9 protein-coding genes are annotated in these 17,910 nt (G+C 73.6%); 3 read left to right on the top strand and 6 right to left on the bottom strand.

Annotated features, from left to right (window positions below; genetic code table 11):
• Positions 1-45 precede the first annotated feature (45 nt).
• Complete coding sequence (locus tag ACF061_RS16905; RefSeq protein ID WP_392267640.1) at positions 46-1,737, bottom strand: extracellular solute-binding protein; 1,692 nt, start codon at positions 1,735-1,737, stop codon at positions 46-48.
• A gap of 381 nt (positions 1,738-2,118) precedes the next feature.
• Here ACF061_RS16905 and ACF061_RS16910 point away from each other — a divergent pair, with 381 nt between their 5' ends.
• A complete protein-coding gene (locus tag ACF061_RS16910; protein ID WP_392267641.1) occupies positions 2,119-5,007 on the top strand; it encodes a glycoside hydrolase family 3 C-terminal domain-containing protein in 2,889 nt (962 codons plus the stop codon).
• 111 nt (positions 5,008-5,118) lie between these two features.
• On the opposite strand, the gene ACF061_RS16915 is transcribed toward ACF061_RS16910, so the two are convergent.
• The 3 genes from ACF061_RS16915 to ACF061_RS16925 all read right to left on the bottom strand — a co-directional run bounded on the left by ACF061_RS16915 (position 5,119) and on the right by ACF061_RS16925 (position 11,583).
• Positions 5,119-6,564 (bottom strand): aldehyde dehydrogenase family protein, encoded by a 1,446-nt coding sequence (locus tag ACF061_RS16915; RefSeq protein WP_392267642.1) that lies wholly within the window; start codon positions 6,562-6,564, stop codon positions 5,119-5,121.
• Positions 6,565-6,910: 346 nt separating this feature from the next.
• Positions 6,911-8,575, bottom strand: coding sequence for a PucR family transcriptional regulator (locus ACF061_RS16920; RefSeq protein ID WP_392267643.1), 1,665 nt, complete (start codon positions 8,573-8,575; stop codon positions 6,911-6,913).
• A gap of 512 nt (positions 8,576-9,087) precedes the next feature.
• A complete protein-coding gene (locus tag ACF061_RS16925) occupies positions 9,088-11,583 on the bottom strand; it encodes an ATP/GTP-binding protein (protein ID WP_392267644.1) in 2,496 nt (831 codons plus the stop codon).
• Between the two features lie 296 nt (positions 11,584-11,879).
• Between ACF061_RS16925 and gabT the strand changes: the two genes are divergently transcribed.
• Positions 11,880-13,214, top strand: a complete 1,335-nt coding sequence (gabT, locus tag ACF061_RS16930) for a 4-aminobutyrate--2-oxoglutarate transaminase (RefSeq protein WP_392267645.1) — start codon at positions 11,880-11,882, stop codon at positions 13,212-13,214.
• 563 nt (positions 13,215-13,777) lie between these two features.
• A complete protein-coding gene (locus ACF061_RS16935) occupies positions 13,778-14,524 on the top strand; it encodes a phosphatase PAP2 family protein (RefSeq protein WP_392267646.1) in 747 nt (248 codons plus the stop codon).
• Here ACF061_RS16935 and ACF061_RS16940 read toward each other — a convergent pair.
• Both ACF061_RS16940 and ACF061_RS16945 read right to left on the bottom strand, forming a co-directional pair.
• Complete coding sequence (locus ACF061_RS16940) at positions 14,463-16,295, bottom strand: chitinase (protein WP_392267647.1); 1,833 nt, start codon at positions 16,293-16,295, stop codon at positions 14,463-14,465. The two genes, ACF061_RS16935 and ACF061_RS16940, sit on opposite strands and share 62 nt — an antisense overlap.
• A 182-nt stretch (positions 16,296-16,477) precedes the next feature.
• Complete coding sequence (locus ACF061_RS16945; RefSeq protein WP_392267648.1) at positions 16,478-17,896, bottom strand: NAD(P)/FAD-dependent oxidoreductase; 1,419 nt, start codon at positions 17,894-17,896, stop codon at positions 16,478-16,480.
• Between the last annotated feature and the right edge of the window lie 14 nt (positions 17,897-17,910).

Here is a 17,910-nt window from a genome sequence, read left to right on the forward strand (position 1 = left end):
GGCTGTTCTCCTTGCCTCAGCCCCGCGTCCGGTGGACGCCCGGGATCACTTGGCCGAGCCGTTCTCGTCGAGCAGCTTCCTGTACCAGTCGCGCAGGTCGTCGCCGCCCCGCTTCCTCCAGTCGGACACGGCCTGCTGCACGTCGCCGACCTTCTTGCGGCCGCGGATGACGTCGTCCTCGAGCTGCTCGAAGTCGTCGGCCAGGTTGGACCAGCGGCTCGGCTCGGTGATGGTGAGCCCGTAGAAGGAGGACTTCTTGGTGAAGGCGCCCATGCGCTGCTGCCACTCGACCATGCCCCGGGTGACCTCGGGGAAGTCGGGGTGGGCCACGAAGGGGGCCGGGTCGCCGGTGTAGTCGAAGGCGCCGAGGACCTCGTTGACGCCCTTGGTGGTCTTGGTGGGCACGCCGTCCTTCAGGGTGTAGTCGGCGCCCTCGACACCGTAGTTGGTGAGCAGCCACTCCTTGGTGCCGTAGGGCGAGGCGCAGAAGTCGGCGACGGCGAGGAAGTCCTTGATCCGCTGCTCGGACGCCTTCTTGCTGACGAAGGCGAAGATGTTGGCGGGCTGGACCGCCCACAGCAGCGGGTCGCCGCCGTCGTGACTGAAGACGTCCATGGCGGCCATCTCGAACTTCGCGTTCTGCGTGCGCTGTTCGGAGGTCTTGCCGAACCAGTCGGACACGTCCTGGTTGTAGACGAGGAGCTTGCCGGCGGTGAACCGGGTGCTGGCGGGGTTGGTGGTCTTGCCGGCCATGTCGTCGGGGTGGACCACGCCCGCGGCGAACAGCTTGCGGGCCCACTCGACGGCTTCCAGGTACTCCTCGGTCTCCACCCGGTTGACCAGCTTGCCGTCCTTCATGTTCCACCACAGCGCCTTGTCGCTGCCGTTGAGGACGCCGAAGGCGTTGAACGCGGTCCACTTCATGTCGGCGCAGGCCCACACCCCGCCCTTGGCGTCGGTGGCCTCCTTCGCCCAGGCGAGGAACTCGTCCGTGCTCCTGGGCGGTTGCCAGCCCTTCTGGTCGAAGACGTCCTTGCGGTAGAAGGGCGCGATGTTGGTGACGTAGGAGGCGGGCATCGGGATCCCGCGGAGCAGGCCGCCGAAGATGGAGCGCTGCCAGGCGTCGGTGGGCACGGCGGCGAGGTTCGGGTAGGCCTTGACCTTGTCGCCGGACAGGTAGGGGCCGAGATCGGCGAACTTGGCGTTGACGGCGCTGGGGATCTTGCCCATCAGGTTCCAGCCGGGGACGACCACCACGTCCGGGATGTCGCTGGAGGCGAGGACGGCGCCGAGCTTCTCGTCGTAGGTGTTGCCGTCCTGGTTCTGCCAGGTGACCTGGACGCCGATGGCCTCGTTCATGGCCTTGTAGTAGGGGTTGCCGCCGGGCGGAGGGGTGCCCCACAGCGGGGCCATGATCTTCAGCCGGCCGCCGCTGCCGGCCTTGTCCGGCACGGACGCCTTCAGCCGGTCCATGGCGATCGCCTTGGTGAAGCCGGCCGCCGAGCCGTTCTTCGAGGGGATGTCCGGGGCCACCACGCTGGAGGCCACGTAGGACGGGAGGATCTTCTGCGCCGCCCTGCCGGACGTGGTGCCCTCCTTACGGCCTTCCTGGCCACCGCCGCACGCGGCGAGCAGCGGCATCCCCCCGGCCACCGCTGCGGTGACGACCGCCGTGGAGGCGAGGAAGCTTCTCCGGCTGGGGCCGCCGGCTGGGGCGGGGACGGCGTTCGGCGTCATTGCGTCAACCCTTCGTGGCGCACCAAAACACCCGGCGGTGGAGCCGTCGGCTGCGGTGTCTCGATGTCTCGATGTCTCGAGTGGAGCTGGCTGAGCGGAAGCGGTCTCCGTGAGGAACGACCCGCCGCAGGGAGGACGGATCCCGTGAGTCGAAGCGCTTCGATGTTGCTGCGAGGTTAAGTGAACACCTGGGGGCGCACAAGGGCCGGTTCCAAGATTCCTCCGAATCCTCGCGGTCCGAACCGAGTTCGGATGTCCCTCGATATGCGGCCCACGATGCGGAGTTGCCGCCCGGGGATGTCTTGACACCCGACCCCGGGTCGACTGAGCATCGAAGCGCTTCGAAAGAGGCCATCCGCTCCATCGCCAAGGGACCCTCACGTGACCGTACGAACGCCTCACACGCCGCCCTTCCGTGATCCGCGACTGCCGTTCACGAAGCGCATCGACGATCTGCTGGCGCGGCTGACCCTCGACGAGAAGGTCTCCTTCCTGCACCAGTACGTGCCCGCCGTCCCGCGGCTCGGCGTCGGCCCGTTCCGCACCGGGCAGGAGGCACTGCACGGTGTGGCCTGGATGGGCCCGGCGACGGTGTTCCCGCAGGCCGTCGGGCTGGGCGCCACCTGGAACGACGAACTGGTGCGCCGGGTCGGCGAGGCGGTCTCCGAGGAGGTCCGGGCGATGCGCGCCCGGGACGACCGCGTCGGCCTCAACGTCTGGGCGCCGGTCGTCAACCCGCTGCGCCACCCGCTGTGGGGACGCAACGAGGAGGGCTACTCCGAGGACCCGGCGCTGACCTCGGCGATCGCCGTCGCCTACACCCGGGGACTGCGCGGTGACGACCCGACGTACTGGCGCACCGCGCCGGTCCTCAAGCACTGGCTGGCGCACAACAACGAGACCGGACGGGACACCTGCTCGTCCTCGGTGCGCCCGCGGGTCCTCCACGAGTACGACCTGCGCGCCTTCGGCCGGGCGGTCCGGGCGGGCGCGGTGGCCGGCGTGATGCCCGCCTACAACCTGGTCAACGGCCGCCCCAACCACGTCTCACCGCTGCTGCGCGAGCACCTGCGCACCTGGACCGACGAGGACCTGCTGGTCTGCTCGGACGCCGACGCGCCCTCCAACCTGGTGAACTCCGAGCACTACTTCGACACGCACGAGGAGGCCACCGCCGCCGCGCTGCTGGCCGGCGTGGACAGCTTCACCGACCACGGCACGGACTCGTCGGTGATCACCGAGCGGGTGCGGGGCGCGCTGGCGCGGAACCTGCTGACCGAGGCCGACGTGGACGCCGCCGTACGCCGCCAGCTCTCGGTGCGGTTCCGGCTCGGCGAGTTCGACCCGGACCTGGACCCGTACGCGGCCGCGCCCGGCGAGTTCGACACACCGGAACACCGCGCGCTCGCCCAGGAGGCCGCCGAGCAGGCGGTCGTGCTGCTGAAGAACGACGGCCTGCTGCCCCTCGCGCCGGGGACCCCTGGCGACCCGGACGCCCCCGGCCCCCGGATCGCCGTGGTCGGCCTGCTCGCCGACGAGTGCAAGACCGACTGGTACAGCGGCACGCTGCTGCGCAGGTCCACCCCGTTGGGGGGCCTGTACGAGCGGTTCGGCGCCGACCGCGTCGACTTCGCGGAGGGCGTGGACCGGGTCAGGCTGCGCACCCGCTCCGGCGCCTTCCTACACGTCCCGGCCGCCGACGGCGCCGAGGACCGGGTGCGCGGCGCCCAGGGCGCGCTGGATCCCGCGCTGCTGACCGGCCGCACCGACCTGCCGCCGCTGACCACCGGCCCCGTCGGCACCGAACTCGCCCTGGCCGACTGGGGCGGGGGCGTCCTGACGCTGCGCGCGCCCGACGGCCGCTACCTCTCGGTGGCCGAGGACGGCTACCTCCGGGCCGCCGCCGACCAGCCCGGCGGCTGGGTGGTGCAGGAGACGTTCCGCCTGGAACCGCACGGGGAACCCCACGGTGGGCGTCACCTCCTGCGGCACGTCGGAACCGGTCGTCACGTCTGTGTCGCCGCCGACGGCGTGAAGGTCGCCGCGCGGGACGAGGAAGCCGCCGAGGTCTTCGAGCTGGTGGTGACCGAGCGCGGCGAGGACGCGGTGACCCGTGCGGCCGCCGGGGCCGACGTGGTGCTGGTGGTGGCCGGCAACGACCCGCACATCAACGGCCGCGAGACCGAGGACCGTACGACCCTGCGGCTGCCCGGGCACCAGGAGCGGCTGCTGCGCGCCGCCCGCGCCGCCAACCCGGACACCGTACTGGTGCTGGTGTCGGCGTACCCGTACGCGGTGGACCCCGAGCCGCTGCGGGCCGTGCTGTGGACGGCGCACGGCGGCCAGGCGGCCGGCACCGCGCTGGCCCGGGTGCTGGCCGGTGACGTCTCCCCCGCCGGCCGCCTCCCGCAGACCTGGTACGCGGACGACTCGGACCTGCCCGGTCTGCTCGACTACGACGTCATCGGCAGCCGCCAGACCTACCTCTACTTCGAGGGCGGCCCGCTCTTCCCCTTCGGGCACGGGCTGTCGTACGCCTCGTTCGCCTACGGCGACCCGACCGCCCGCGCGGACGGTGGGGCGGTGCGGGTCTCCTGCACGGTCACCAACACCGGGGACGTCACCGCCGACGAGGTGGCCCAGCTCTACCTGCGGGCCGTGCAGCCGTCGGTCCCCCGGCCGCGCCGCGAGCTGGCCGCCCACCGCCGCGTCACCCTCGCCCCGGGCGGCTCGGCCCGGTTGGACTTCGAAGTCCCGCTGTCCGCCTTCGAGTTCTGGGACGTGGCCCAGGGGCGCATGCGCCTGGAGCCGGGACCGTACGAACTCCTGGTCGGCGCCTCCAGCGAGGACATCCGGGTACGCACGGCCATCACCCTCGACGGCGAGCCGGCGGCTCCCCGCCGGGTGCGCGAACGCGGCCTGGAGCCGGCCGACTTCGACGAGCAGTCGGGCGCGGAGATCGTGGACCGGACGAAGGTGTCGGGCGACGCGGTGGCGCCGCTGCCGGGCCGGACGGCCGAACTGGTCTACCGCCACTGCGACTTCGGCAATGGCGTCACGGAGGTGAGCGCCGAACTGGCGGGCGAGGGCGTCGTCGAGGTGTCCCTGGACGGCGGCCCGGCACTGGCGGTGATCGCCCTGGCCACGCCCACGTCGGGGCCGTACGACTACACCGCCTGCGGCGCCGCGCTCGCCGCCGCCGGTGTGCACGACCTCCACCTCAGGCTGCGCGGCCCGCTGCGGATCGCGCACGTCGGCTTCTCCGGTTGAGGGTCCGGAGCAGGCCGGCGGACGGCGACGGCCGGAGTCCCCGCACAGCGGACTCCGGCCGTCGCCCTGATCGGCCGGCCGGCCCTCACCGGGCCGGCCGGCCGCCGGGTGTCACAGCGCCAGACCGGTCAGCACCAGGACCCGCTCGTAGGTGTAGTCGTCCATCGCGAACCGCACACCCTCGCGGCCCACGCCGGACTGCTTGACGCCGCCGTACGGCATCTGGTCGGCGCGGTAGGACGGGACGTCGCCGACGACCACGCCACCGACCTCCAGCTCGCGGTGGGCACGGAAGGCGGTCTGCAGGTCGTGGGTGAACACGCCCGCCTGGAGGCCGTACTTGGAGTCGTTGACCGCGGCGAACGCGGCCGCCTCGCCGTCCACCTTCTGCACGGTCAGCACCGGCCCGAAGACCTCCTCGCAGGAGATCGTCACGTCCGCCGGCACGTCGGCGAGGACGGTCGGCGCGTAGGAGGCGCCGTCCCGCTTGCCGCCGGTGAGCAGGGTGGCGCCGGCGTCGACGGCCTCCCGCACCCAGGACTCCACGCGCTTGGCGGCGTCCTCGCTGACCAGCGGGCCGACGTCGGTCCTGGCGTCGGACGGGTCACCGGTGACCTGGGCCTCGACCGCGGCGACGACGCGCGGCAGCAGCCGCTCGTACACCGAGGCGTCGGCGATCACGCGCTGCACGGAGATGCAGGACTGGCCGCCCTGGTAGTTGGAGAAGGTGGCGATGCGGTTCGCGGCCCAGTCCAGGTCCGCCTCGCTCGCCCAGTCGGCGAGGACGACGGCCGCGCCGTTGCCGCCCAGCTCCAGGGTGCAGTGCTTGCGCGGCACGGAGTCCATGATCGCGTAGCCGACCTTCTCCGAACCGGTGAAGGAGATGACCGGCAGCCGCTCGTCCTGGACCAGGGCCGGCATCTTCTCGTTGGCGACCGGCAGGATGCTCCAGGAACCGGCCGGCAGGTCGGTCTCGGCCAGCAGCTCACCGAGGATCAGACCGGACAGCGGGGTGGCCGGGGCCGGCTTGAGGATGATCGGGACACCGGCGGCGATGGCCGGGGCGACCTTGTGCGCGCACAGGTTCAGCGGGAAGTTGAACGGCGCGATGCCGAGGACGACGCCCTTCGGGAAACGGCGGGTCAGGGCGAGACGGCCCTGGCCGCCGCCGTCGGTGTCGAGGCGCTGGGCCTCGCCGCCGTTGAACCGGCGGGCCTCCTCCGCGGCGAACCGGAACACCGACACCGCGCGCCCTACCTCGCCGCGCGCCCACTTGATCGGCTTGCCGTTCTCGGCGGAGATCAGCTGCGCGATCTCCTCGGTGCGCTCGACCAGGCGCTTGCCGACGTGGTCCAGGGCGGCGGCCCGGACGTGGGCCGGGGTGGCGGCGAACTCGTCCAGCACGGCGTGCGCGGCGGCCACGGCCTCCTCGACCTGGGCGTCGGACGGCACGCTGACCGTGCCGACCAGCCGGCCGTCCCACGGGGAGGAGACGTCGAAGGTGTCCTCGCCGGTGGCCTGGCGGCCGGCGAGCCAGAAGGCGGTGGTGGAAGTCATGTACGAGTCCCGGCCCTTCCGCGTCGGAGGTGTCTGCTTGCGTCGTCAACGGTAGGGCGGGGGCGACCCGGGAGCGCTTGTCCGGGGTGGAGCAGTGGGGGGCGGGGGTGCGCCGGTTTGGCGTACGCCCGCTCGCGGCGGACCGGGCGCGCGCCCCGCCGCGACGGGCCGGGCCGGCGCCCGTTCATACCGGGCCGGGACCGGGACTGTCCTCGCCGGTCCGCGCCCGCCGCCCTTGCCGGCCCGCGCCCGCTCGCCAGGCCGGACCCGCGCCCGCTCTTGCCCGGCCGGGCTCACTCCCGTCGGGCCGGGCGACGCCGCCGTGGCCGCGGGCCGGGGTCCGCGGCTACTCGGTGGAGGTGGCCTTCAGCGCCAGCCACAGCTCCATCCGTACGTCCGGATCGTCCAGCGAGCGCCCGAGGATCTCCTCGACCCGGCGCATCCGGTAGCGCAGTGTGTGCCGGTGCACGCCCAGGTCGGCTGCGGCCGCGTCCCACTGGCCGTGCCGGGAGAGCCAGGCCCGCAGCGAGGCCACCAGGTCGCCGCGGCCGGTCGCGTCGTGCTCGTACAGCGCCCGCAGGAGCCCGTCCGCGAACGCCCGCACCGCGTCGTCCGCCAGCAACGGCAGCACGGACCCCGACGCCAGCTGCTCGTGCTCGACGAGCACCCGCCCGCGCCGCCGCGCCACCGACAGCGCCTGCTCGGCCTGCTTGTAGGCGGCGGCCGCGGCGATCGGCCCGGCCGGTGCCGACAGCCCCACGACCAGCTCGTCCTCCTCGCCGGCGGTCCGTTCGGACACGGCGGCCCGCGCCGCCTCCAGCGCGGCGGCGTACTCCGCGCACGCGGCGACGGCCGCGCTGCCGTCCCCGGCGAGCACCACCAGCCGCTCCCCGTCGGGCACGACCAGCACCGCCTCGCCGGAGCGGGCGGCCGCCGCCTCCGCGACCTCGGCCAGGCCGGCGAGCGGGTCGCCCCCGGTGCCGGGCGCGGCGGGCGCCGCGGCCGAGGCGGGCCTGGCGGCCTGCACCCGCGCGTGCCCGTCGGCGTGCGCCCGCGCGGCCGACGCCGAGGCCGACTCGGCGACGATCACCCGGAAGGGCGCGTCCAGCAGGCCGCCGTACAGATCCCCGGCGACGGCCCGGGCGTGGTCGGGCTGTCCGGCGAGCAGCATGCGCAGCACGGCCGCGCCGATCCGCTGCTCGGCGGCGTGCAGCGAGCGTGAGCGTTCGGTGGTGAGGGTCAGCAGGGCTATGGCGGAGTGGACGGCGTACCGCTCGGCGGTCCCGAGCGGCGCGGCGGTGCCGACGGCGAGGGCGGCGCGCGGGCGCCGTCCGGTGCCGATGGAGTGCAGTTCGACGCGGTCCTCGGTCTCCGGGCCGCCGACCACGGCGGAGGCGGGTGCGGGCCGGTCGCGCAGCCGTTCGACGTCGGCGGTGAGCCGGGCGGCCCTGCGGACCGCCCACTCGGGCGCGGTGGCCACGACGGCGCCCGAGGCGTCGTAGAGGGCCGCCCAGCCGTCGACCTGGGCGGCGAGCGCGGCGAGCAGTCCCTCCGGCCCGGCGTTCAGGGCCTGCCTGGTCAGTTCCCGCTGGGCGGCGAAGCCCGCCGTGACCGCCCGGTACTGGTCGGCGGCGATGGCCGCCGACACCGCCTTGCTGATGGCCAGGAACGGGGTGCGCCGGGGCACCTCCAGCAGCGGCAGGCGCTCGGCCTCGGCCGCGTCCACGAGCGCCTCGGGAATCTCGTCGTAGTTGACCCCGACGGCGAAGCCGAGCCCCACCACCCCTGCTCCGGCCAGCCGCTTCACGTAGCGGCGCATGGCCTCCGGGTCCTCCGCGTCCAGTTTGAGCGCGGTGATCAGCAGCAGCTCGCCGCCCTCCATGTACGGCACGGGGTCGGCGAGCTCGCTGACGTGCGCCCAGCGGACGGGTACGTCCAGGCGGTCCGCGCCCGCGCGCACGGTCAGTTTGAGCGCGGAGTGGTGGACGAGCGAGGCGAGCGTCGGGGGCATGAGGCCTTCAGGGTCTGCGGAGAGTGCGGGACGGCGGGACCGGATGACGCGGAGACCGCGTGATCATTGTGTTGTTTTGGCCGTCACGTATGAAGGCCCTATGCCGATTCTGCCTCACCGTACGGTCATCGGGAGCCGGCCCGTCCGGTTGTCCGGATCGGGTCGGGGCGGTCCGGCCCCCTCCGGGCGGCGAGGTGCGGGCCGGACGTACGGACGCGGCGCGCGGACCAGCGTGGACCGGACCACCGGGTTCGGCCCGGGACCGGAGCGGGCCGGGCGACCGGACCCGGGCCGGACGACCGGGTTCCGGCCGAACGGCTGATCCCGGCCGAACAGCGGACTCAGGCCGGACAGCAGACTCCGGCCGGACAGCAGACTCCGGCCGGACGACCGGGTTCCGGTCGAACGACGGGCCGGACGGCCGACCGGATCGCGTCGGCCGGATCGCGTCGGCCGGACGCCCCTGACCCACCGGATGTCCCTGGCCGGCCGGGCCCGCCCGGCCGTCCGGTTCAGCCCCGCAGGTCCACCAGCAGCGGCGGCGCGTGTTCGCCCCGCACGCTGGTCAGCGACAGCACCGCGTGTCCCGGCGGGACCTCGTGGGCCAGCTGGGAGGCGGACCAGCGCTCCCGCTCGACCTGCTTGGTGGTCACGGCGTCCGTGGTCACGGCCTTCCCGGTGACCAGTTTGCGCAGGGCGTGGATGGCGCGGGTCATCGGCTGGTCGGCGAAGACGGTGTGCTTGGCGACCTCCTTGGTCTCCACCCACTCGGTGCCCCACGCGTGCGCGAACCGGCTGCCGTCCCAGGTGGTCACCCCGGCCAGCGCCATCCGGCAGCCGACGGCGCCCAGCAGCGGGCCGTGCAGCGCCTCGGGCACGTCGGCGATCGTGCGCAGCGCGAGGACGACCCCGGCGTTCTGGGCGCGCAGCCGCTGGACGCGGCGCACCGACTCCGGGGTGACGGCGCCGGTGGCGTCGTCGAGGACCAGGAAGGCGGAGTGGGAGCGCCGGGTGTCCCGTACGACGGTGTGGAACTGGGCCAGGACCAACCGGGTGATCAGCCGGGACGCCTCCTCGTGCCCGCGCTCGGGCAGGTCGACGCGGACCCGCAGCGGGTGGTGGGCGACCGCTCGCAACGAGAACGGCCGGCCGCCGCCGCCCGCGCCGAAGAACTCGGCGAAGACCGGCCGGTCGAGGAGTGCGAGCCGGTCGGCGAGCGCCCGGCCCGCGTCGGCGGCGCTCCCGGCCTGCCGCATCCGGGCGTCGAGCTCGCGGCGCATCGCGGCGTGCTCGTCGGCGGCGAGTCCGGCGCGCAGGGCGGCCAGTGACCCCGGGTCGCCCTCCAGCAGTTCGCGCAGCACGGGCAGCGACGGGAAGCGCCCGTGCACCGCCCGGTAGGGGCCGAGGAGCTGGGCGAGCGCGGTGGCCGCGCTCTGGCCGCCCACGCCGTCGAGGTCGCCGACCAGCGCCTCGGCGAGGAAGGCGGCCGCCTCGTCGGGATCGTCGGACTCCGCGTACGGATCGAGGTCGTGGACGGAGGCCGGGTCGCCGATCCGGACCACCACGTCGTAGGCCGAGTCCCGGCCGAGCGGCGCCCCGGCGGCGGATACGGCTACCACCGCGCACCCGCCGGTGAGCGCCTGCAACGCGAGCGCCTCGGTGACGGGCTCGGTGACGTGCCGGGTCTTGCCCGAACCGGGCGGGCCGACCAGGAGCAGCGAGGTGCCCAGCGTCTCCGGCCCGACGGCCGCGCCCGCGTCGTGGTAGGCGCGCGGCGCCCGTTCCCCGGCCACCCAGCGTCCGAGCCGCACCTGCGCCTGGAGCAGGTCGTGCCGGGCGGTGCGGCCCGGCAGGTCGCGGGCGCCGGACGGGTGCAGCCAGGCGGCGGCGCCGTGCCGCAGCACGGTGTCGGTGAAGGCGGCCAGGCTCGCGGTGGAGCGGGCCTCGGTCCAGGCCCGCTCCACCCGGGCGCAGTCCACGTCGGTCATCCGGCCGCCGCCCACCTCGGCGGTCAGCAGGTCGGCGGCCTGGTACTGCCCGGCGTGCCGCAGTTCGGGCCACTGGGAGCGGGGCAGGTCGGCGGGCGGCGGCACGGCGGGGTCGGTGGCGGCGCGGCGGCGCGCGGCGATCTCCCTGGCGTATCCCCACCAGCCGCCGACGCGGGCGAACGGCCACACCACCAGCGCGGTGATCAGCGCGTACAGCGTGTCGGTGAAGAGCTGGGAGGTGAACAGGTCGTAGCCGCCGGAGATCAGCACGACCAGCGAGAAGACCGGGTCGACGACGGGCAGCGGGTCCCAGCCCACCAGCGGGAAGGCGCCCGGGAAGACCAGGCTGAGGGCGCCGAGGGCGCCCACGGCGGCGAACCCGGCACGGCCGGGCTGCGGACGGCGGGCCACGAAGTGGCGGACGACCTCGGGCCAGCTGCCCAGCCGCCCGACGGCGTAGACGAGCACGGCGAAGAAGAGGCCGTCGTAGACCACCCGGGCCTCGCGGCCCTCCATCCCCTTGGGCGAGACGGTGCCGCCCCACCACCAGTCGGAGGGGGTGAACAGCCGCAGCGGGGCCGATTCGTACGGCAGCGCGCCCTGCCGCCACAGGGACCACACGAGCAGGGCCACGACCAGCGGGATCAGCAGCCCGACGACGGTGATCGAGGGCAGCCGGTCCGGGCCGTCCGCGCCCTTGGGCGGGCGGTGCCCGAAGCGCCAGATGCCGGGCGCGGCGGCCGGGCGCGGCGTGTCGAGCCAGTCCGCGACGGCGGAGCGGGGGGCGGCCGGCCGCGCCGGGAGCGGCTGCCGCCCGTACGCGTCCGGCGCCGTCGGAGGACGCTCGGGCCGGGGCGGCACGGCGCCGGGGTGCGACGGCACGCCGGCGGCGTCCCGGGGCGCCGCCGGGCGCGGCACGGGATGCGCGTGCTTCGGATGCGTGCCCCGGGCGTCCTGCGTCCCGTCGTCCATCTCCCGTGCCCCCTGACCAGCCGCGCGGTCCGCCGTTCCGTCCACCATCAGCGAGTCAATCTAACGCCCCGGCAAGGGGAGTTCACGGATCGCGCGCCAAGGCACCCGCCGGGGCGTCGCCGCTTCGCCCGTTCCGCCCCGCGCTCACGCCCCTCTCCTCTATGTCCATCGCGGACAACCGCGAGCGCCGACAACGCCCACATGGAGCATGCCCAGCCCTCTTCCGCCGCCCTAACCTGCGAGAAAAGAGGAAAGCGTCCGGAAAACGCCCTCGTACGCATCCGGTGCACACCCCCTGCGTCCGGGCCGTACGCACCACGCAAGATCTCATCAGGGAGCCCCCCATGACCGCACTTGAGCAGGAGCGCCGCGTCGTCACCGCCATCCCCGGCCCGAAGTCGCAGGAGCTGCAGGCCCGCCGTACGGCCGTGGTCGCGCAGGGCGTGGGCTCCACGCTGCCGGTCTTCGTCACCCGCGCGGGCGGCGGCATCATCGAGGACGTCGACGGCAACCGGATCATCGACTTCGGTTCCGGCATCGCCGTGACCAGCGTCGGCGCGTCCGCCGAGGCGGTCGTACGCCGCGCCTCCGCGCAGCTCGCCGACTTCACCCACACCTGTTTCATGGTCACGCCGTACGAGGGCTACGTGGCCGTCGCCGAGGCGCTGGCCGAGCTCACGCCGGGTGACCACGCGAAGAAGTCGGCCCTGTTCAACAGCGGCGCCGAGGCGGTGGAGAACGCCGTCAAGATCGCGCGCGCCTACACCAAGCGCCAGGCGGTCGTGGTCTTCGACCACGGCTACCACGGCCGTACGAACCTGACCATGGCGCTGACGGCGAAGAACATGCCGTACAAGCACGGCTTCGGCCCGTTCGCCCCCGAGGTCTACCGCGTCCCGGTCGCCTACGGCTACCGCTGGCCGACCGGCCCGGAGAACGCCGGGCCGGAGGCCGCCAAGCAGGCCATCGACCAGATCAGCAAGCAGGTCGGCGCGGACAACGTCGCCGCGATCATCATCGAGCCGGTGCTGGGCGAGGGCGGCTTCATCGAGCCGGCCAAGGGCTTCCTGCCCGCGATCCGCCAGTTCGCCGCCGACAACGGCATCGTCTTCGTCGCCGACGAGATCCAGTCCGGCTTCTGCCGCACCGGCCAGTGGTTCGCGTGCGAGGACGAGGGCATCGTCCCCGACCTGATCACCACCGCGAAGGGCATCGCCGGCGGTCTGCCGCTGGCCGCCGTGACCGGCCGCGCCGAGATCATGGACGCCGCGCACGCGGGCGGCCTGGGCGGCACCTACGGTGGAAACCCGGTCGCCTGCGCGGGCGCGCTGGGCGCGATCGAGACCATGAAGGAGCTCGACCTCAACGCCAAGGCGAAGAACATCGAGGCGATCATGAAGGCCCGCCTGGGCGCCATGGCCGAGAAGTTCGACGCCATCGGCGAGGTCCGGGGCCGCGGCGCGATGATCGCGATCGAGCTGGTCAAGGACCGCGGCACCAAGGAGCCGAACCCGGAGGCGGCCGGCGCGCTGGCCAAGGCCTGCCACGCCGAGGGCCTGCTGGTCCTGACCTGTGGCACCTACGGCAACGTCCTGCGCTTCCTGCCCCCGCTGGTCATCGGGGACGACCTGCTGAACGAGGGCCTGGACATCATCGAGCAGGCGCTCGCGCGCATCTGAGCGCCCGGCCCGCCCGACGGGCGGACCGGCGGCAGACGGTGTGAAGAAGGTGTGCGAGGAGGATGGCGGGTCGCCGTTCCCGCTGTTCTCCGCCCCTGACCTGCCGTAGGTTCTCACCAGATGAGAGATACACCCGCCCACAGGGGACTGTGGGCGAGACCGGGTCGCGGCCTCCCCAGCTTCGGCCTGGTCGTGCCTCGCGCACAACCGGGGCCCCCGGGCTCCGGATCTCCTCACCGATCGGACAGTCGCCGCCCCAAACCCCCCGGGGCGCGCGACGTTCCGTTCCGATCAGGCCGGTCACGGAAACTCGGAACGGCCACCTCCGAAGGGCCGACGCAGACCCCCCCTTTGCGCCGGCCCTTCGTCATGTCCGCGCGCGGCCGCGGAACCGGACGGCGGACGCGCGCCCGCCCGGACGCAGACCCGCATGGGCGAACGCCCGGGCGAGGCGGCCGCGGCCCGCTTGTGCCGCACGTCGCCGCCCGTCCGCCCGCCCGGTCCGGCGGGCGGACGGACGGCGACGTGCGGCCCGGGCCGGGCGGACCTGCGAAGCTGGGTGCGTGTCGATCCCCCGCGACCAGGACATCGGGCAGGCGCCCGCGAGGACGGACGGACCACGCCCCGACGCGGGGCGGCCGGCCCGGGGCCCGGTGCCGCGCCTCGCCCTCGTCGCGGTCCCGGCCGCCCTCTTCGCGCTGATCACCTGGCAGGTCGTCGGCAAGGGGCCGCTGCTCGCCGCGGACCGGCGGGCCAGTCGTGCGCTGATCGAGCCCGACCGAGCCTCCGAGCTGCTGTCCGACCTCGGGAACGTGCAGATCGCCGTGCCGGCGCTGATCCTCGTGCTGGGGTACGTCGCCTGGCGGGGCCTCAGGGCGGGGGCGGGGCGCTGGTGGGCGGCTCCCCTCGCCGCGGCCGTGCTCATGGCGCTGCTGCCGGCCGTCGTCGTGCCGCTCAAGGACTGGACCGGGCGGCACGGGACCTCCGCCGTGCCGCCCGGTGCCGGGTACTACCCGTCGGGGCACACCGCCACCGCCGTCGTCGCCTACGGGGGTGCGGCGCTCGTCCTCCTTCCGTGGCTGCGTACGGCACGAGCGCGGCGCGTCGCCCTCGGGCTCTGCGCCGCGCTCGTGCTCGCGGTGTCCTACGGGCTGGTGCGGCGCGGCTACCACTGGCCACTGGACGTGGTGGCCGGCTGGTGTCTGGGAGCCGTGCTGCTCTCCGCCCTGTGGCTGGTGATCCGGCGGCTCAGCCGAAGTAGGCGTCGAAGTTCTTCTGGAAGGCGTAGCCGTTGTAGCGGTCCCAGTTGACCGACCAGGTCATCAGGCCGCGCAGGGCGGGCCAGGTGCCGTGGGTGGTGTAGGAGCCGCAGTTGGTCTTCTTGGTCAGGCAGTCCAGGGCCTTGTTGACCTCGGCGGGGGCGACGTAGCCGTTGCCCGCCTGGGTGGAGGCCGGCATGCCGATGCCGACCTGGTCGGGACGGAGCGGCGGGAACATGTTGTTCGCGTCGCCGGCCACCGGGAAGCCCGTCAGGAGCATGTCCGTCATGGCGATGTGGAAGTCCGCGCCGCCCATGGAGTGGTACTGGTTGTCCAGCCCCATGATCGAGCCCGAGTTGTAGTCCTGGACGTGGAGCATGGTCAGGTCGTCGCGCAGGGCGTAGATCACCGGGAGGTACGCGCCGCACCGCGGGTCCTGGCCGCCCCACTTGCCCGTGCCGTAGTACTGGTAGCCCATCTGCACGAAGAAGGTCTCCGGGGCCATGGTCAGCACGAACTTGGAGCCGTACTTGGCCTTCAGGGTCTTCAGGGCCGAGATCAGGTTGACGACCACCGGGGTCGTCGGGTTCTTGAAGTCCGTGTCGCCCGTGTTCAGGGACAGGGAGTGGCCCTCGAAGTCGACGTCCAGGCCGTCGAGGCCGTACTCGTCGATGATCTTGGAGACCGAGGAGACGAAGGTGTCCCGCGCCGCCGTCGTGGTGAGCTGCACCTGGCCGTTCTGGCCGCCGATGGAGATCAGGACCTTCTTGCCGGCCGCCTGCTTGGCCTTGATGGCGGCCTTGAAGTCGGCGTCGCTCTCCACGCTCGGGCACTCGGTGACCGGGCAGCGGTTGAAGCGGATGTCGCCGGAGGTCACCGAGGTCGGCTCGCCGAAGGCCAGGTCGATGATGTCCCAGCTGTCGGGGACGTCGGCCATGCGGGTGTAGCCGGAGCCGTTGGCGAAGCTGGCGTGCAGGTAGCCGACCAGCGCGTGGGCCGGCAGGCCGGAATCGCCGCCCCCGCCGGGGCCGCCCGGGTTCGGGGAGGTCGTCGCCGTCACCGCCGCCGACTTCGCGGACTCGCCCGCGTCGTTCACCGCCGTGACCTGGAAGCTGTAGGCCGTGGCGGCGGTCAGGCCGTTGATCGTCGCCGAGGTGCCCGTCACCGTCTGGACCTTCGCGCCGTCGCGGTAGACCGCGTAGCCCGTCGCGTCCGCCACGGGCGACCAGGACAGGGCCACGCTGGTGGCGGTGACCGTGCCGGTCTTCAGACCGGCGGGCGCGGCGGGCGGCTGCTGGGTGGTGCCGCCGCCCGGGCCGACGAGCGAGATGTCGTCGGCGTAGTAGGCGCCCGTGCCGTACCAGCCGTGGGTGTAGATGGTGACCTTGGTGGTGCTCGCGCCGGTGCGGAAGGTGGTGGAGAGCTGCTGCCAGTCGGCGGCGGACTGGGTCCAGTTGTAGACGTCGGTGGTGCCGGTGCCGCTGGCGCCGAGGTAGACGTAGGAGCCGCGGACGTAGCCCGAGAGCGTGTACTGCGAGTTGGGCTGGACGGACACCGTCTGCGCGCACTGGGCGTTGTCGCTGCCGGCCGGGGTGGCCTGCAGCGCGGCCGTGCCGGCGTGGACGGGGCTGGTCACGGTCTTTCCGGTGGCCGTGCAGGTCCAGCCGTCGAGGCCGGACTCGAAGCCGCCGTTGCGCGCGAGTTCCGCGTCGGCCGCCTGGGCGGCCGAGGAGAGCGCGGTGATGCCGGGTGCGGCCAGGAGCGTGGCCGTGAACGCGGCGAGCAGTCGGCGCCGAGCTGGTCTGTGTCTGTCGCGAACCACAAGTGCCTCCGGGCAGGGGGGAATTGGAGGGTGGGGCGCGGCACAATTTGGTCCAGACCAATTCGGTTGTCAAGACCTGTGGCAGCGCCCGCCCGCTTCACCCGGACATGGGGGGACCTCCCCGCCCGGCACGGACGCCGGTCGCGCCGGGCCGGCGGGGAGGTCCGTTCACGCCGTCCGGTTCAGCTGTCGAAGCCCAGGCCCAGCTTGTCCATCGTCCGCAGCCACAGGTTGCGCCGGCCGCCGTGCGCGTCGGCGCGCGCCAGCGACCACTTGGTGAGCGCGATGCCGGTCCAGGCCAGCGGCTCGGGCGGGAAGGGCAGCGGCTTGCGGCGGACCATCTCCAGCTCGGTGCGCTCGGTGCGCTCGCCGGACAGCAGGTCCAGCATCACCTCGGCGCCGAAGCGGGTCGCGCCGACGCCCAGGCCCGTGTACCCGGCCGCGTACGCCACCTTGCCCTGGTGGGCGGTGCCGAAGAACGCCGAGAAGCGCGAGCAGGTGTCGATCGCGCCGCCCCAGGTGTGCGTGAAGCGGACGCCCTCCAGCTGCGGGAAGCAGGTGAAGAAGTGCCCGGCGAGCTTGGCGTAGGTCTCCGGGCGGTCGTCGTACTCGGCGCGCACCCGGCCGCCGTAGGGGTAGACCGCGTCGTAGCCGCCCCACAGGATCCGGTTGTCGGCGGAGAGCCGGAAGTAGTGGAACTGGTTCGCCGAGTCCCCGAGGCCCTGGCGGTTCTTCCACCCGATGGAGGCCAGCTGCTCCGCCGTCAGCGGCTCGGTCATCATGGCGTAGTCGTAGACCGGGACCGTGTAGGAGCGGACCCGCTTGACCAGGTTCGGGAAGATGTTGGTGCCCAGGGCGACCTGGCGGGCCCGGACCCGTCCGTACGGGGTGCGCACCGCCATCCCGGCGCCGTACGGCTTCAGGGTGAGCGCGGGGGTGTGCTCGTAGACGCGTACGCCCAGACGCAGGCACGCCTGCTTCAGGCCCCAGGCGAGCTTGGCCGGGTGGATCATGGCGACGCCCCGGCGGTCCCAGAGGCCGGCCTCGAAGGTGGGTGAGGCGACCTGTTCGCGCACGGCGTCCCGGTCCAGGAACTCGATGCCCTCGGCCAGGCCCTTGTGCTCCAGCTCCGCGTGCCAGTCCCTCAGTTCCCACGCCTGGTACGGCTCGGTGGCGACGTCGATCTCACCGGTGCGTTCGAACTCGCAGTCGATCGAGTGGCGGGCGACCGTCTCCTCGATGGCGTCGAGGTTGCGGGCGCCCAGCTCCTCCAGCTTGTGGATCTCGTCGGGCCAGCGGGTGAGGCCGTTGGCCAGGCCATGGGTCAGGGAGGCGGCGCAGAAGCCCCCGTTGCGGCCGGAGGCGGCCCAGCCCGCCTCGCGGCCCTCCAGCAGCACCACGTCCGTCCCCGGGTCGCGCTCCTTGGCGATCAGCGCGGTCCACAGCCCGCTGTAGCCGCCGCCGACGACCAGCAGGTCACAGGTTTCGGCGCCGGTCAGGGCCGGCTCGGGGCGGGGCCTGCCGGGGTCGTCGAGCCAGTACGCGACCGGCTGGGCTTCGGAAAGCGACTTGGTCCAACGGGTCATGGCACCAGGGGCCATGATTTCAACTCCCT

The sequence above is a fragment of the Streptomyces sp. NPDC015220 genome (assembly GCF_043079345.1).
Lineage (GTDB): Bacteria > Actinomycetota > Actinomycetes > Streptomycetales > Streptomycetaceae > Streptomyces.